This window comes from Methylobacterium currus (assembly GCF_003058325.1).
Lineage (GTDB): Bacteria > Pseudomonadota > Alphaproteobacteria > Rhizobiales > Beijerinckiaceae > Methylobacterium > Methylobacterium currus.
This window is the reverse complement of sequence record NZ_CP028843.1, coordinates 2,182,185-2,196,373: the sequence shown is the minus strand read 5'-3', so window position 1 is coordinate 2,196,373 and position 14,189 is coordinate 2,182,185. Positions and strand designations below refer to the sequence as shown.

16 protein-coding genes are annotated in these 14,189 nt (G+C 71.3%); 7 read left to right on the top strand and 9 right to left on the bottom strand.

All coding sequences use genetic code 11. The annotated features are described in order from the left end of the window. Window positions 1–89: 89 nt before the first annotated feature. From DA075_RS10530 to DA075_RS10520, 3 genes are all read right to left on the bottom strand, one after another. Window positions 90–506: a DUF4864 domain-containing protein gene (locus tag DA075_RS10530; protein WP_099953168.1), complete on the bottom strand. Its 417-nt coding sequence runs from the start codon at window positions 504–506 to the stop codon at window positions 90–92. Window positions 507–911: 405 nt separating this feature from the next. Further along, window positions 912–2,345 carry a pyruvate kinase gene (pyk, locus tag DA075_RS10525; RefSeq protein WP_099953167.1) on the bottom strand — a complete coding sequence of 478 codons (1,434 nt, stop codon included), beginning with the start codon at window positions 2,343–2,345 and terminating at the stop codon, window positions 912–914. A gap of 38 nt (window positions 2,346–2,383) precedes the next feature. Continuing rightward, window positions 2,384–3,148, bottom strand: coding sequence for a hypothetical protein (locus DA075_RS10520; RefSeq protein ID WP_099953166.1), 765 nt, complete (start codon window positions 3,146–3,148; stop codon window positions 2,384–2,386). Between the two features lie 186 nt (window positions 3,149–3,334). On the opposite strand from DA075_RS10520, the gene DA075_RS10515 reads away from it, so the two are divergent. Further along, window positions 3,335–3,739, top strand: a complete 405-nt coding sequence (locus tag DA075_RS10515) for a hypothetical protein (RefSeq protein WP_099953165.1) — start codon at window positions 3,335–3,337, stop codon at window positions 3,737–3,739. Window positions 3,740–3,945: 206 nt separating this feature from the next. Next, window positions 3,946–4,401, top strand: a complete 456-nt coding sequence (locus tag DA075_RS10510; protein ID WP_164712540.1) for a P-loop nucleotide/nucleoside kinase family protein — start codon at window positions 3,946–3,948, stop codon at window positions 4,399–4,401. On the opposite strand, the gene DA075_RS10505 is transcribed toward DA075_RS10510, so the two are convergent. From DA075_RS10505 to DA075_RS10490, 4 genes are read right to left on the bottom strand one after another with little or no spacing between them, the layout of a single operon-like run. Further along, on the bottom strand, window positions 4,370–5,305 hold the full coding sequence (locus DA075_RS10505; RefSeq protein ID WP_099953164.1) for a VOC family protein: 936 nt from the start codon (window positions 5,303–5,305) through the stop codon (window positions 4,370–4,372). The two genes, DA075_RS10510 and DA075_RS10505, sit on opposite strands and share 32 nt — an antisense overlap. Then, a complete protein-coding gene (locus tag DA075_RS10500; protein WP_099953163.1) occupies window positions 5,302–6,204 on the bottom strand; it encodes an SMP-30/gluconolactonase/LRE family protein in 903 nt (300 codons plus the stop codon). Before DA075_RS10500 ends, DA075_RS10505 begins: the two co-directional genes overlap by 4 nt. A gap of 4 nt (window positions 6,205–6,208) precedes the next feature. Continuing rightward, window positions 6,209–6,655 carry a cupin domain-containing protein gene (locus tag DA075_RS10495; protein WP_099953162.1) on the bottom strand — a complete coding sequence of 149 codons (447 nt, stop codon included), beginning with the start codon at window positions 6,653–6,655 and terminating at the stop codon, window positions 6,209–6,211. Further along, window positions 6,652–7,122 (bottom strand): DoxX family membrane protein, encoded by a 471-nt coding sequence (locus DA075_RS10490; RefSeq protein ID WP_099953161.1) that lies wholly within the window; start codon window positions 7,120–7,122, stop codon window positions 6,652–6,654. The genes DA075_RS10495 and DA075_RS10490 overlap by 4 nt, the downstream gene beginning before the upstream one ends. Before the next feature lie 157 nt (window positions 7,123–7,279). Between DA075_RS10490 and DA075_RS10485 the strand changes: the two genes are divergently transcribed. Next, window positions 7,280–8,851 (top strand): GMC oxidoreductase, encoded by a 1,572-nt coding sequence (locus DA075_RS10485; protein ID WP_099953160.1) that lies wholly within the window; start codon window positions 7,280–7,282, stop codon window positions 8,849–8,851. Between the two features lie 170 nt (window positions 8,852–9,021). Then, window positions 9,022–10,305, top strand: a complete 1,284-nt coding sequence (locus DA075_RS10480) for an ArgE/DapE family deacylase (RefSeq protein ID WP_099953159.1) — start codon at window positions 9,022–9,024, stop codon at window positions 10,303–10,305. 31 nt (window positions 10,306–10,336) lie between these two features. Here the strand turns inward: DA075_RS10480 and DA075_RS10475 are convergent, their stop codons facing one another. After that, window positions 10,337–10,705 carry a hypothetical protein gene (locus DA075_RS10475; RefSeq protein ID WP_099953158.1) on the bottom strand — a complete coding sequence of 123 codons (369 nt, stop codon included), beginning with the start codon at window positions 10,703–10,705 and terminating at the stop codon, window positions 10,337–10,339. Between the two features lie 148 nt (window positions 10,706–10,853). On the opposite strand from DA075_RS10475, the gene yciA reads away from it, so the two are divergent. From yciA to hemW, 3 genes are read left to right on the top strand one after another with little or no spacing between them, the layout of a single operon-like run. Beyond that, window positions 10,854–11,276, top strand: a complete 423-nt coding sequence (gene yciA / locus DA075_RS10470) for an acyl-CoA thioester hydrolase YciA (protein ID WP_099953157.1) — start codon at window positions 10,854–10,856, stop codon at window positions 11,274–11,276. A 23-nt stretch (window positions 11,277–11,299) separates the two neighbouring features. Further along, entirely contained in the window at window positions 11,300–11,650 is a 351-nt protein-coding gene (locus tag DA075_RS10465; RefSeq protein WP_099956526.1) for a YkgJ family cysteine cluster protein, read from the top strand. Between the two features lie 47 nt (window positions 11,651–11,697). Beyond that, complete coding sequence (gene hemW, locus DA075_RS10460) at window positions 11,698–12,861, top strand: radical SAM family heme chaperone HemW (protein ID WP_099953156.1); 1,164 nt, start codon at window positions 11,698–11,700, stop codon at window positions 12,859–12,861. Here the strand turns inward: hemW and DA075_RS10455 are convergent, their stop codons facing one another. Then, the gene (locus tag DA075_RS10455) at window positions 12,862–14,070 is read right to left on the bottom strand and encodes a penicillin-binding protein activator (protein WP_099953155.1); all 1,209 of its coding nucleotides are present in this window, start codon (window positions 14,068–14,070) and stop codon (window positions 12,862–12,864) included. Between the last annotated feature and the right edge of the window lie 119 nt (window positions 14,071–14,189).

Below are 14,189 nucleotides of genomic sequence, written 5' to 3'. Positions count from 1 at the left end.
GCCCTACACGAATCCGCAGGCTCCGTCAGCCCAAGGCCTCGTGCGCGGCTCAGGCGCCAAGTCGGGCATTTTCGGTCGGGCATTCTCGGTCAGGCATTCTCTCCCGGCGCCTTGCGCAGGCGGCAGCCGGTGATCCGCCATGCGCCGTCCGCGTCGCGCTCCAGGGTGTAGAGCGCCTCCCAGTCGGTGCCGCACTGGTCCTGGATGCGCACGCCCTGGGCGAGGCTGCCGTCGGGCAGCGCCTCGTCGGTGCCGAACTCGAAGCGGCGGTTGCGGTAGACCGCCGCGTAACCCTGCCGGACCATGCCGATGAATGTCTCGGGGCTGCCGAAGATCGACCGGATGGCCGGGGCGGCCTCGGCGAAGGCTGAGGCCGCGTCGTCGTGCCGGAAGGCCTCCTGCTGACGGAGGATGACCGCGCGGGCCGCGTCCCTGTCGCCGCTGCCGGCGGCGAGCGCTCCCTGGCCGGCGGCCAGCAGGGTCATCAGGGCGATGAGGGTGCGCATGGGCATAGGCCCTCCCGGGACGGCAATCTCGTCCGGATGCCGCAGCGTAGCAGGCTGATTCCGCGCGCACAACTTGAAGCGGTCCGAACCTTTTGGGGATGACGGAAAGTCGCGGCGAGCGCGGTGACGGGAGCATTGCCCGGTTCAGCGATGGAGGATTTCGGTCGCTGCACCCGTAAGGTTTTCCCGCCCACGACCTCATCCTGAGGGGCAGGCGATCGGAGGACGATAGGCCTCGACGGAAGCCTCAAGGTATCGCGGAGACTTCTTGAAGTCTCCTTCGAGGCTCCCTTCGATCGACTGCGCTCTCCGATCACCGGTATCTCAGGATGAGGTTGCGGGTGGGATCGACTCATCCTCAGGATGACGTCGAGTGCATGAACTCTGTCGCGTAGCGACGAGCGGCTACACTCCGCTCACCTTGCGCCCCAGCTCCACCACCCGCAGGTTGTTGGTGGTGCCGGCCCGGCCGAACGGGATGCCGGCCACCGCCACCACCAGGTCGGGGGCCTGCGCGAAGCCTTCCTGGGCCGCGACCTCGGCGGCGCGGTCGACCATCGCCTCGTAGGAGTCGATCTCCGGGCCGAGCACGGAATGCGCCCCCCAGTACAGGCTGAGGCGGCGCGACACCGCGGCGTCCGAGGTCGCGGCGAGGATCGGCACGTTCGGGCGCTTGCGGGCGATGCGGGCGGCGGTGGTGCCGCTCGACGTGAAGGCGACGATCGCCGCCGCCTCGATCGCGTCGGCGAGGCTCGCGGCCGCCGCCGCCACGGCATGGGGCGGGCTGTCCTCGACCTCCGGCTCGCTCGCCTGCACCAGGGAGCGGTAGAGCCGGTGCTGCTCGGTGCGGCGGATGATGCGGTCCATCATCGAGACGGCCTCGATCGGGTACCGCCCCGCCGCCGATTCGGCCGAGAGCATCACCGCGTCGGCGCCGTCATAGACCGCCGTCGCGACGTCGGAGGCTTCCGCCCGGGTGGGGGAGGGCGCCGAGACCATCGATTCGAGCATCTGCGTCGCCACGATCACCGGCTTCACTGCCCGGCGGCAGGCGCGCACCAGCTCCTTCTGGCGGCCCGGCACGTCCTCGGGCGGCAATTCGACGCCGAGATCGCCGCGGGCCACCATCACGCCGTCGGCGATGCGGATGATGTCCTCGATATGCTCCAGCGCCGAGGGCTTTTCGATTTTCGCGATCAGCCCGGCCCGGCCGGCGATCAGCCCCCGCGCCTCCATCACGTCGGAGGGGGTCTGGACGAAGGAGAGCGCCACCCAGTCGACGCCGAGCTCGAGCCCGAAATCCAGGTCGCGCCGGTCCTTCTCGGTCAGCGGCGAGAGGGCCAGCACCGTGCCGGGCAGGTTGACGCCCTTGCGGTCGGAGATCGGCCCGCCCACCACCACGTCGGCATCGATCGCCGCGTCGTCGACGCCGACGACCCGCACCCGGACCCGGCCGTCGTCGATCAGGAGTTCCTGGCCCGGCGCCACCGCGGCGAAGATCTCCGGATGGGGCAGGGGGATCGCCTCGGGGCTGCCCTCCCGGCCCTCGCGCACGAAGCGGATTCGGTCCCCGGTGGCGAGGTCGGCCTTGCCGCCCCGCAGGGTGCCGATGCGGATCTTCGGGCCCTGCAGGTCCTGGAGGATGCCGATCGGCCGGCCGGTCTCCCGCTCCAGGGCGCGGATCGCGGCGTGGACCTTGGCGTGGTCGTCGTGGCTGCCGTGGGAGAAGTTGAGCCGGAACGTGTCGACCCCGGCGAGAAAGAGGGCCTTCAAACGCTCCGGCGTGTTGCTGGCCGGTCCGACGGTGGCGACGATCTTGGCGTGGCGGTGGCGGCGCATGGCAATCGCTCCTTGCTGGTCCCGATCAGGGCCCCGGATCAGGGCTTGGTGCGGCGGTAGACGTTCGTGAAGCTCACGTTCATGCCGCCGCAGGCGTTGTTGTCCTCGGCGAGCAGGAAGGGCGGCAGCAGGCGCAGGCGCAGGCGGCAATCGCCCGCATCGCCGGCCGCGAAGGGCAGGGTGCCCTTGTCCCCCATGGTGAAGGCGAGGTCCGGCCCGTTCGGCGCCGTCTCGCCCTCGACCTGGCCGACATTCACGGCGCCGCGCCGGACCCGGTCCGGGTCGAGGGCACCGTAGGTCGCGTCGCCCTGGACCGCCAGGGTGCCGGCGGCCTTGCCCGGGCGGATGACGAGGGTCTGCTCCGGCGCCGTCCAGGTGCCGGTCCAGTCCTTCGGGGCCGGCGCCGACGGGGCGGGTGCCTGGGCGACCGTCGCCTCCGGCAGCCAGCCGGAGCGGACCGCGCCAGTCTGCCCGACATAGGTGGCGCAGACGAAGCCCGGCACGCGGCCGCCGAGGATCACGGTGTTGCCCGGCACCAGGAAGGCCTTCTCGCGGCAGGCCGGATCGGATCCGGGGCAGCCCTTGCGCCCGGACGCCCCTTTGACGAACGGCACCCTGGGCTCGCCGGCCTTGACCGTGCCGAGGCTCGGTCCACCGAGACTTGTGCCCGAGCCGACGCCGAGCGCGCCGTAATCGACGCAATCGCCCTCGGCGGCCAGACCCGCTCCCGCCCCTGAGAGCCAGGCCAGCACGATCAGCCCTACGCTGCGCCGCTTCCCGCCCTGCCGTACCTGGCCCTGCATCCTCGAATCCCTCGCCTGTCGCGTCTCCGCGGCGGACGCTAGAGCATCTTGGACCAAAGGAGCACCCGCCCGCGCCCGATTAGCATCGTCTGCCGCACCGCCGCGCTCTTGACGCCGATTATGCTGCAACGCACCCTGTCGATCGGAAGCCATGTGGCGACGAGACAAGGGGGGTTATCGACGGTCATGCTGTTCCAGCCGCCCGTTTTCGAGACGATCTTCCTCACCCCCGTCGAGCATCGTCTGGTGATCCGGGGCTCGCGCAGCCGCGGCGCCCCACTGGACGGCGTGTGCTGGTACCACGACGAGTTCGACGTCACCGGCGCCCTGGTCGCCCGCTACGAGACCTACGACGAGACCGACGAGGCCGGGCAGGAGCGCTGCGGCTGGCGCCGCTACGATGCCGGCGGCCGCCTCGTGGCGCGTCACGAGGTGGCGATGCGCTGGTCGGCCCTCGTCGCCCTGAAGCAGTCGCGCCGCGGCGCCGAGATCGCGCTGCAACGGCTCGGCGCGCACAATACCTCCGCGCCTCTCGCCCGCCGGGTCCTGCCCGCCGGTACTTGGCGGCCCGACATCGTTCCCGCCGCTTGACCGAAGTTCCGGCCGCGGTCCCCCTCTCGACCCATGACCTTCCTGCGTCGCGCCGCGCTGCAACGCCGAATGACCCGTCCGGTCTGATCCGTCGGGCCGGGTTTCGGCTGTCCGCATCCCGCGAAGCACATCGCGCCGTTCGGCGTCCCTGAAGGTCACCGATCATGCCCGTCACCGACGCGGTGCTGCATCCCCAGTGCGGCTAGATCTCGGCTGGAAAATCGACGCTCGCCGTTGCCCTGGCCGCGCGGCCCGGCACGATCCTGGTCCGGGAGGACCCGTGGCTCGCCGGCCTCTATCCGGGCGAGCAGACGACGCTTGCCGACTGCGTCCGCAACAGCCGCCGCCTGCGCGGCGTGATGGGGCCGCACCTCGTCGCGCTGCTCCGAGCCGGCCTGTCCGTGGTGCTCGACTTCCCCGCCAATACGCCGGAGAGCCGGGCCTGGATGCGGACGATCGTCCAAGAGGCGGAGGCGGCGCACCAGCTCCATGAGCTTGAGGCCGACGATGCTCTGTGCAAGGCACGCCTGCGCCGCCGGAACGCCGCCGGCGCGCATGAATTCACCGTGAGCGACGACGAGTTCGACCTGTTCACGCGCTTTTTCGTGCCTCCCGCGGCGGAGGAGGGATTCACGGTCGCGCATCATCCGCAGGACGATTGACCGTCAGCCACACCAGGTGCCCGTCCGGGTCGCGCAGCAGTGCCTCCGCGCCGCCGCCGGATCGCGGGACGGTCCGGCCCGATACGAGCCGACCGGCATGGGCGGCGCAGGCCGTCGCCACGGCGTCGGCATCTCGCATCGCGATCGCCAGCCGGGTCGCCGCAACGTCGTTCACCGCGAGGTCGGAGGCCGGCCGCGGAAGGTCACCGCGGTAGCACAGCAGCTCGACATGGGGCGGCCGCCCGTCCGGAAAGCCGAGGCCGGTCACCTCGACCGTCGGATCGGGAACGGCGTCGAGGCGAGCCTGCTCCGGCCCGGTATTGAGCGAGCGCGACGCCACGCGAAGCCCGAGGGATTCGTAGAACGCGACGCTGCGGGCGGTCTCGGCGACCGAGATCGCCGAGTGGTCGAGGCCGAGGAACGGGCCGCCCGGCGCCGTCCGCCGCCAGGCCGCGGGCGTCGCGTCCGGCGGGAAGGCCAGGAGTTCGAGGGGATGGCCCTCGGGATCGCGGAACTTGAACGCGGTCACGCCGCCCGAGGTCTCGGGCAGCCGCACCGGGCCGCCGGTGGAGATCGGGCGCCAGCCCGGATGCGCCGACAGCCGGGCATGGGCCGCCGCCATGTCGGAGACGATGATGGCGCAGTGCTGGAAGAGCGGGCTGAAGCCCGGGACGTCGCCCGGATAGGGCCGGCCCGGCGGCGACGCTGCCACGAGGTCGAGGCGCTGGTCGCCGAGCCGCAGGGGCACGACCTGCGCCCACGCCCCCGGAAGGTCGGAGGCCGGCGGCGCTTCGGCCGCGGTGAAGCCCAAAGCCTCGCGGTAGAAGCTCGCGAGGCAGTCCGGATCGGCCGCGACGAGGACGATCCGGGCGAGGCGCAAGGCCGCCGGGGGACGGCCCGTCACGGGGTCTGCGCCCCGCGCCGGTCGAGGAAGATGGAATAGAGCGTGTGCGAGCCGCCGATGAACAGCCGGTTCTTGGCCGGCCCGCCGAAGGTGAGGTTCGAGACCCGATGCGGCACCAGGATCTTGCCCATCAGCTTGCCCTCCGGGCTGAGGCAATGCACCCCGTCCGCGGCGCTCGACCAGACATTGCCGTCCTCATCCACCCGCATCCCGTCGCAATAGCCCGGCGAGATCGTGTGGAAGACGTCGCCGCCCGAGAGCGCGCCGTCGGGCGCGACGTCGAAGACCCGGATGTACTGGCGCGGATCCGGCTTCGACTGGTCGCCGGTCTCGGCGACATAGAGGCGGCTTTCGTCGGGCGAGAAGGCGAGGCCGTTCGGCCCGTCGAAGTCGCCCGCCATCACGGTGATCTCGTTCGTCGCCGGGTCGAAGCGGTAGAGCGCCGGCGGCTGCTCCGAGGCTTGCCGCCCGCCCTCGTAGTCGTTCGAGATGCCGTAGACGGGATCGCTGAACCAGATCGTGCCGTCGGATTTCACCACCACGTCGTTCGGCGCATTCAGGCGCTTGCCGGCATGGCGCTCGACGAGGGTCGTGACCGTGCCGTCATACTCCGTGCGATACAGGCAGCGGCCGCGATGCGAGCAGGCGATCAGGCGCCCTTGCCGGTCGCGGGTCTGGCCGTTGGCGTAGTTCGAGGGGGCGCGGTAGACCGAGAAGCCGGCGCCCTCGATCCACCGCATCGTGCGGTTGCGCGGCAGGTCCTGGAACAGCAGGCAATCGGCATCGGCCATCCAGACCGGGCCCTCGATCCAGCGGAAGCCGGAGCCCAGTTCCTCGAGCGGCGCGTTGCCCAGGATGTAATGCTTGAAGCGCTCGTCGTGGATCTCGAACCCGTCCATGACGTCACCGGAACCGGCAGGCCGCCCCGGTGGTCGGGGGGGCATCGTACTGGACGATCATCAGCACCGCGGGCTCGTCCCCGATCGTGCCGGAGCGGTGGCCCTTCTTGCCGTCGACCTCGCGGACGTTCTGGTCCTCGCCGAACGAGATCTCGCCCGGGCCCATCTCGACCCGCGTGCCGTCCATCGATTCGACGAACCAGCGGCCCGACAGCGGGATGATCCATTGCGGCTTCGGGTTCGGGTGCCAGTCGCCGGTCCAGCCGACCGGCTGCACGGTCACGAACACCGTGGCGCCGTCATGGGTCTTCTGCCCCTGCCATTGCGGCGGGGCCGGCGGCGACATCGACTTCTCCTCGAACTCGGTGAAGGCGCATCGCGTCTGGTGGCTGATCCCGTCCGCGTCGGCCCAGAGGTGCCAATAGGGGATCTTGGGCGTGTCGCTGCTCATCGGGCGGTCTCGCTGACGCTGTAGGGCCTCGACGAGGCGAAGGGATGGGAGAAGAAGGTCTCCACCGTCGCCGCCCCGGTGCCGAAGGTGACGAGCAGAAACCCGCCGGCGAGCGCGAGGTTCTTCCAGAAATCCCAGAAAAGCTCGCGCCCCTTGCCGCCGGACCAGAAATCGCCCGGCTTCCAGAACTGCTTCCAGAGGAGCGCCGTGACGCCGCAATAGCCGGCGAGCACGAAGGCGGCGAAGCGGTCGGCGATGCCCGTGAGAATGCCGAGCGACATCACGATCTCGACGAAGAGGCCGATGAGGATCAGCAGGGTGGCGGAGCCGGTGGAATGCACGGCCTGCTTGGCTTGGCCCACCGCACCGCGGAAGTTCAGGATCTTGTCCAGCGCGCTGAACGGCAGGAAGAGCAGCACCAGGAGGAGCCGGACCCCGAAGGCGACCGCGATGCTGAAGGTGGCCATCCGTCGACGATCTCCGCTGCCGGTTGTGCGCCTGCGAAAAGCTAACTGGGGCGGGTCGACGTTCGCGCCAGCCCCGCCATATGCGCCTCCGGCACGAGCGAACGGCCCGGATCATCCCGCGCCTGCCGCCGGAAAGGGATCGCCCAGGGGACCACCAATGAGCGAGAACCGGCACTACGACGTCGTCATCATCGGCTCGGGGCCGGGCGGCGGCACCATGGCGTGGCGGCTCGCCCAGACCGGCAAGCGCATCCTGCTCCTGGAGCGCGGCGACTATCTGCCGCGGGAGCGCGAGAACTGGGACAGCCAGGCGGTCTTCGTCGATGCCCGCTACCAGGCACCGGAGACCTGGTACGGCGCCGACGGCTCCAGCTTCCATCCCGGCCTGCATTATTGCGTCGGCGGCAACAGCAAGGTCTACGGCTCGGTCCTGCTCCGCCTCCGCGAGAAGGACTTTTTCGAGATCCGTCACCCGGACGGCATCTCGCCGGAATGGCCGCTGAAATACGACGTGTTCGAGCCCTACTACCAGGCGGCGGAAGAACTCTACTACGTCCACGGCCTGCGCGGCGAGGACCCGACCGAGCCGCCCGCCTCGAAACCCTATGCCTACCCGCCGATCACCCACGAGCCCCGGATCCAGGAGCTGTTCGACGGCCTGAAGCGTGAGGGGCATCACCCGTTCCACCTGCCGGTCGGGGTACGGCTGGAGGAGCGCGACGGCAAGCCGCTGCCGCACTCGGCCTGCATCCGCTGCGACGCCTTCGACGGCTATCCCTGCATCACCAACGGCAAGGCCGATGCGCAGATCGCCTGCGTCGACCCGGCGCTCGCGGCGCATCCGAACCTGACCCTCAAGACCCATTCCTACGTCGACCGTCTGTTCACCGACCCGGCCGGGCGGACCGTCACGGGCGTCGAGGTCAAGCGCGGCAGCGCCACCGAGACCTTCACCGGCGATATCGTGGTGGTGGCCTGCGGCGCCCTGTCCTCGGCACTCCTCCTGCTGCGCTCCGCCAGCGACGCCCACCCGCAGGGGCTCGCCAACCGCTCGGGCCAGGTCGGCCGCAACTACATGCGGCACAACAACTCGACGGTGCTCGCCATCTCGCGCACCCCGAACCCGACCAGGTTCCAGAAGACGCTGGGCCTCAACGACTTCTACTTCGGGTCCGACGACTGGGAGTTCCCCCTCGGCCACATCCAGATGGTCGGCAAGTCGGACGGGGTGCAGATCCGCGGCGAGGGCCTCCCGGGCTTCCTGCAATGGTTTCCGGAAAAGCCGTTCGACTGGCTCGCCCAGCACTCGCTGGATTTCTGGCTCACCACCGAGGACCTGCCGATCCCGGAGAACCGGATTTTCTACGACGGGGCCACGGTGCGGCTGGACTTGAAGCAGACCAACGAGGAGGCCCTGCACCGGCTGAAGGCGAAGCTGCGCGACCTCTGCGCGAAGCTCGACATCCACCCGCACCTGTTCGACCGCTCGCTCTATCTCGGCAAGGACGTGCCGATCGGCGGCACCGCCCACCAGGCCGGCACGCTGCGCTTCGGCCCCGATCCGGCGACCTCGGTCCTCGACCTCCACTGCAAGGCGCACGAGCTCGACAACCTCTACGTGACGGATGCGAGCTTCTTCCCGTCGATCGGCGCCGTGAACCCGACGCTGACGATCATCGCCAACGCGCTGCGGGTGGCGGACCATATCATCGGGCGGCTGGGGACATGATCTCTCCCGCTTTCCGGGCCCGGAACGGGCCTGCACGAAGAGAGTGTCGGCGGAAGGAGATGCGGGACGGGGCGGGGAGGCCGGACACCGCGGCGTGCGAGCCAGCGCCCAGCGCATAGGTGCCGCAGGCGCTCCGGGCTATGACGGGAGCGCCCTTAGAGGAGCCCCCGATGCCCCTGGATCCCGCCCTCCGCGACCGCATCATCACGGCCGTCGCCGACGGCTTTTCCGACCAGATCGCCCACACGCAGGCGCTGATCCGCTTCCCCTCGACCCGCGGCGAGGAGCAGGCGATCCAGGATTTCGTGTTCCGCGAGTATCGCGACCGCGGCTACGCCATGGACCGCTTCGCGATGGACCGCGAGCAGATCGAGGCGCATCCGGGCGGCGCCAGGTTCAGCCCGGAGCATTCCGAGGCGCCGATCGTCGTCGGCATCCACCGGCCGCGGGAGGAGCGGGGGCGCTCGCTGATCCTCCAGGCCCATGTCGACGTGGTGCCGGCAGGACCCGCCGACCTCTGGACCCACCCGCCCTTCGAGCCGGTGGTCGAGGGCGACTGGCTCTATGGCCGCGGCGGCGCCGACATGAAGGCCGGCCACGCCGCCAACCTGTTCGCCCTCGACGCGCTCCGGCGGATCGGGCTCCAGCCCGCCGCCACCGTGACGCTGCAATCGGTGGTCGAGGAGGAATCGACCGGCAACGGCGCCCTGATGACCCACTTGCGCGGCTACCGCGCCGACGCGGTGCTGATCCCCGAGCCGGAGGAGGAGATGCTGGTGCGCGCCAATACCGGCGTGCTGTGGTTCCGGGTCGAGGTCCGGGGCCGGCCGGTCCATGTGCGCGAGATGGGGACGGGGGCCAATGCCATCGACGCCGCCTACCGGGTGATCGGGGCGCTGCGGCAGCTCGAGGCGCGCTGGAACGAGGACAAGGCCGGCCGGCCGCATTTCGAGGGCGAGGCACACCCGATCAACCTCAATATCGGGCGGATCGAGGGCGGCGACTGGGCCTCCTCGGTGCCGGCCTGGTGCCGGATCGACTGCCGCATCGCGATCTATCCGGGCACCAGCGCCGCGGAGGCGGCCCGCGAGATCGAGGCGGCGGTGGCGGCCTTTGCCCGCGACGACGCCTTCCTGTCGAACAGCCCGCCGAGCGTCACCTTCCACGGCTTCTTCGCGGAAGGCTACGTGCTCGACGAAGGCTCGGAGGCCGAGGCCGTCCTCGGCCGGGCGCATGAGGCGGCGACGGGCAAGGCGCTCAAGAGCTTCATGACCGCCGGCTACCTCGATACGAGGGTCCATGCCCTCTACGACCGGGTGCCGGCGCTCTGCTACGGGCCGAAGAGCGAGAACATCCACGGCTTCGACGAGCGGGTCAGCCTCGCCTCGCTCCAGCGCATCACCACCGCCATGGCGTTGTTCGTCGCCGAGTGGTGCGGTACCGAACCCGCCTGAAGGGGCGGGCCCTCGCGGGCCCGCGGCCTCGTCAATCGAAGCTGCGCTTCGAGCCGGACCCGCCGAGGCTGATCTTGCGGGTCTGGGGCGCCGCCGGGGCCGCCTGGACGGGCTTGGGCGGCGGCAGGTGGGCCTGGCCGTGGACCACGGCGCCGATCTCGCCGAGCGCCTTCACCAGGTCGTCCTTGTCGCAGGTCCGGGCGACGGTGAGGCCGAGCTTGTGGGTGTGGCTCTTGGCGTAGAGATAGCCCGCGAGCTTGGCGCGGGTCTGCACCGGCAGGGCGTTCAGAAGGTCCGGCAGGTCCTCCGGCTCGGCCCGGTAGATCTCCCCGAGGGTCGCGAGGGGAACCGGGCAGTCGCGGTCGGCTTCGGCGCCGCTGGTGGGATGGCCCTGGATCATGATGCGTCCTCCGGCTGATGGCGTGCCGCCGACACTAGGGCCGTCCGCGGGAGGAAGAAACCGCGGGGCTTTCGAATCGGGGCGCTCGCACTCCGGCGCCTCGATGCCCTATGCTCGCGCGGGAGACCAGGGGGGAGCGCGGCGCATCATGACCACGGACGCGACGACCGGGGAAGCGGCACGGCCGCAGGGCGATCTCACGGTGCGCACCATCGCCATGCCGGCCGACACCAACGCCAACGGCGACATCTTCGGCGGCTGGGTGATGTCGCAGATGGATCAGGCCGGCGGCATCGCCGGGGTCGAGCGGGCGCAAGGCCGCGTCGTCACCGTGGCGGTCGACGGCATGACCTTCCTGCGGCCGGTCCGGGTCGGCGACGTGCTCTGCGTCTACACCCAGGTGGTCGGCACCGGCCGCACCTCGATGCGAATCCAGATCGAGGCCTGGGCCCGGCGCTTCCGCACCCAGACCCGCGAGAAGGTGACGGTCGGGATCTTCACCTTCGTGGCGATCGACGACGACGGCCGCCCGCGCCCGATCCCGCCGGCGGCGCCGGGCCTGAGCCCGTGACGCCAAGTCCTCCCGACTCGGAGATCCCTGCCGACCCGGAGAAACCCGCCGACCCGGCGAATGTCTCCTGCCAAAGTTTCTCCTGCCAAAGTTTCTCCTGCCAGGAATGCGGGGCCTGCTGCGCGTACTCGGCCGAGTGGCCGCGCTTTAGCATTGAGGACGATGCCGACATCGCCCGGATCCCGGCGGTCTACGTCGACGACCCGGCCGGGCGGATGCGCTGCGAGGGCGATCGCTGCTCCGCCCTCGAGGGCCGCGTCGGGGAACGCGTGGCGTGCAAGGTCTACGCCGTGCGTCCCGAGGTCTGCCGCACCTGCGAGCCCGGCGACCCGGAATGCCTGATCGCCCGGCGGCATCACGGGCTACCGGTATAGGGCCGCAGCCCCTTGCGTCGCGGCCTCAAGGTCGGCACATCCGCCGGATGATCGATCATCCGACCCGGGACGTCGGCTTCGGGGTCTACCTGCATTGGCCCTTCTGCGCCGCGAAGTGCCCCTATTGCGACTTCAACAGCCATGTCCGCCACGGTCGCCTCGACCAGGCGCGGTGGCGGGCCGCCTTCGCGCGGGAGATCGCCCACGCGGCGACCCTGGCGCCGGGGCGGACCGTCACCAGCATCTTCCTCGGCGGCGGCACGCCTTCGCTGATGGAGCCCGCGACGGTGGGGGCGCTCCTCGACGCGGTGGCGGGGGCCTGGAGCGTGTCGCCGGACGTCGAGGTGACGCTGGAGGCCAACCCGACCAGCGTCGAGGCCGGCCGGTTCCGCGGCTACCGGGCGGCGGGGGTCAACCGCGTCTCGCTGGGCGTCCAGGCCCTCGACGACGCCTCGCTGAAGAAGCTCGGCCGGCTGCACAGCACCGCGGAGGCGATGCGGGCGGTGGAGACCGCAGCCGCCCATTTCGAGCGCACGTCCTTCGACCTGATCTACGCGCGCCCCGACCAGACGCCCGAGGCCTGGGCGGCGGAGCTGCGCGAGGCGATCGCCCGGGCGGCCGAGCACCTCTCGCTCTACCAGCTCACCATCGAGGAGGGGACGCCGTTCTACGGGCTGGCCGCCGCCGGCAAGCTGACCGTGCCGGACGACGACACCGCCCGCACCCTCTACGACGTGACCCAGGAGGTCTGCGCGGCCGCCGGCCTGCCGGCCTACGAGATCTCGAACCACGCCCGGCCCGGCGCCGAGTCGCGCCACAACCTGCTCTACTGGCGCTACGGCGAGTATGCGGGCATCGGCCCCGGCGCCCATGGCCGCCTCGTCCTGCCCGCGGGGCGCACCGGCACCGCGACCGAGCGCAACCCGGAGGCCTGGCTCGCCCGGGCCGAGGGCGAGGGCCATGGCATCGTCGACACGGAAGCCCTGAGCCCGGGCGACCAGGCCGACGAGTTCCTGATGATGGGCCTGCGCCTGCGCGAGGGCATCGACCCCGCCCGCTACGCGGCGCTCGCAGGCCGGCCCCTCGATCCGGACCGCATTGCCGGCCTGATCGCGGCCGGGCTCGTCGCGCGCACGTCCGATGACCGCCTCGCCGCGACGCCGAAGGGCGCACCGGTGCTCAACGCCGTGGTGGCCGAGCTCGCGGCGTGACTACGTTCCCGACGGCCCCAGCGCTCGGGGCGCCGGGCTGACGATCGTCGCAGCACCCCCGCGAATCTCGAACACCGCGAGCGTCCGGTCGCTGGTGCCCTCCGGGCGGAACCGGAAGGTGCCGTCGATTCCGGCGAAGCCCGAGGGGTTGGTGAGGGTCGTGTCGGCGAAGCGCTGCGACCCGTATTGCCGGTTGAGTGCCGCGGCGAGGGACACGGCGTCGTAGGACAAGGTCGCGACCCGCACCGGATCCGTCCCGAACCGGGCCCGGTAGCGCTGGCTGAAGCCGGTGAAGCCCGCCGGGTCCGCGGCGGCGAACCAGCCGCCCTGGAAGGCCGGCAGGGCGAAGACCCGCGGGTCGTTCCACACCGCGGTGCCGACCGGCTTGACCCGGGCCGGGTTGAAGCCGGCGCGGGTCAGCGCCGCGCCGGCGGCGCTCAGGCCCTCCGGTGTGTCGGGCACGAACAGCGCGTCGGCCTGCGGCGCCGGGCCGGCGATCAGCGGGGCGAGGCGCCCGACCGAAGCGGCCGGGTTGCCGGCCGGATAGCGCTCGATCGCCACCACGCGGCCGCCGCGTCGAGCCACCGCCTCGCGGAACTGCGCCTCGACGGCGTGGCCGTAGATCGAATCCGGGATCAGGGCCGCGAAGGAGCGCCGCCCTGCCGCCGTGGTCTCGTCGATGATCCGGTCGACCTCGGTCTGGGGCAGGAAGCTCAGCAGGTAGACGCCGCGGGCCGCCACGCTGACATCGGTCGAGAAGGCGATCACCGGCTTGCCGGTCGGCCGTACCGTGGCGGCGGCCGACTGCACCGTGGCCGAGAAGAGCGGGCCGATCACCAGCTCCGCCCCCTCGGCGAGCGCGGCGGCCGCGGCCTCCCGGGCGCCGTCCGGCGTGCTCCGGTCGTCCTTCACCAGGATCTTCAGGTCGGGGCTCTGCGATTCCTGCAGCGCCAGGTCGGCCGCGTTGCGCAAGGCTGCCCCGACGGCCGCACCCGGGCCCGAGAGCGGCAGGATCAGCGCGATCGTGACGCTGCCGGTGCCGAGCGTCGCCCCGCCGCCGGACGGGCCGGCCGGCGCTTCGACCGGCGTGGAGCGGGTGGCGACGACAGGGCTGTCGACCCCGCCGCAGGCGGCAAGCCCGAGCAGGGCCGCGAGCACGACGGCGCTCTGCCCGAAACGCCTCAGAGTGTCGAGGCCGATGCCCCCCATCGCCCGCTCCCTCCGGTCCGGCTCCCGCGCGCCGCGAATCGGCGCCGGCAACCTCGCAGCAACATCCGTGCCCGGTGAATAAAGTCTGCCGCCGAAAAGTAAACGACCGCTCCCCTCCG

Excerpts from the sequence above, each read along its gene's own strand:
- DA075_RS10500 (WP_099953163.1), bottom strand. The coding sequence starts at position 6,204 with ATGGACGGGTTCGAGATCCACGACGAGCGCTTCAAGCATTACATCCTG.
- DA075_RS10520 (WP_099953166.1), bottom strand. The coding sequence starts at position 3,148 with ATGCAGGGCCAGGTACGGCAGGGCGGGAAGCGGCGCAGCGTAGGGCTG.
- DA075_RS10455 (WP_099953155.1), bottom strand. The coding sequence starts at position 14,070 with ATGGGGGGCATCGGCCTCGACACTCTGAGGCGTTTCGGGCAGAGCGCC.
- DA075_RS10490 (WP_099953161.1), bottom strand. The coding sequence starts at position 7,122 with ATGGCCACCTTCAGCATCGCGGTCGCCTTCGGGGTCCGGCTCCTCCTG.
- DA075_RS10530 (WP_099953168.1), bottom strand. The coding sequence starts at position 506 with ATGCGCACCCTCATCGCCCTGATGACCCTGCTGGCCGCCGGCCAGGGA.
- pyk (WP_099953167.1), bottom strand. The coding sequence starts at position 2,345 with ATGCGCCGCCACCGCCACGCCAAGATCGTCGCCACCGTCGGACCGGCC.
- DA075_RS10475 (WP_099953158.1), bottom strand. The coding sequence starts at position 10,705 with ATGATCCAGGGCCATCCCACCAGCGGCGCCGAAGCCGACCGCGACTGC.
- yciA (WP_099953157.1), top strand. The coding sequence starts at position 10,854 with ATGACCACGGACGCGACGACCGGGGAAGCGGCACGGCCGCAGGGCGAT.
- DA075_RS10485 (WP_099953160.1), top strand. The coding sequence starts at position 7,280 with ATGAGCGAGAACCGGCACTACGACGTCGTCATCATCGGCTCGGGGCCG.
- DA075_RS10515 (WP_099953165.1), top strand. The coding sequence starts at position 3,335 with ATGCTGTTCCAGCCGCCCGTTTTCGAGACGATCTTCCTCACCCCCGTC.
- hemW (WP_099953156.1), top strand. The coding sequence starts at position 11,698 with ATGATCGATCATCCGACCCGGGACGTCGGCTTCGGGGTCTACCTGCAT.
- DA075_RS10495 (WP_099953162.1), bottom strand. The coding sequence starts at position 6,655 with ATGAGCAGCGACACGCCCAAGATCCCCTATTGGCACCTCTGGGCCGAC.
- DA075_RS10480 (WP_099953159.1), top strand. The coding sequence starts at position 9,022 with ATGCCCCTGGATCCCGCCCTCCGCGACCGCATCATCACGGCCGTCGCC.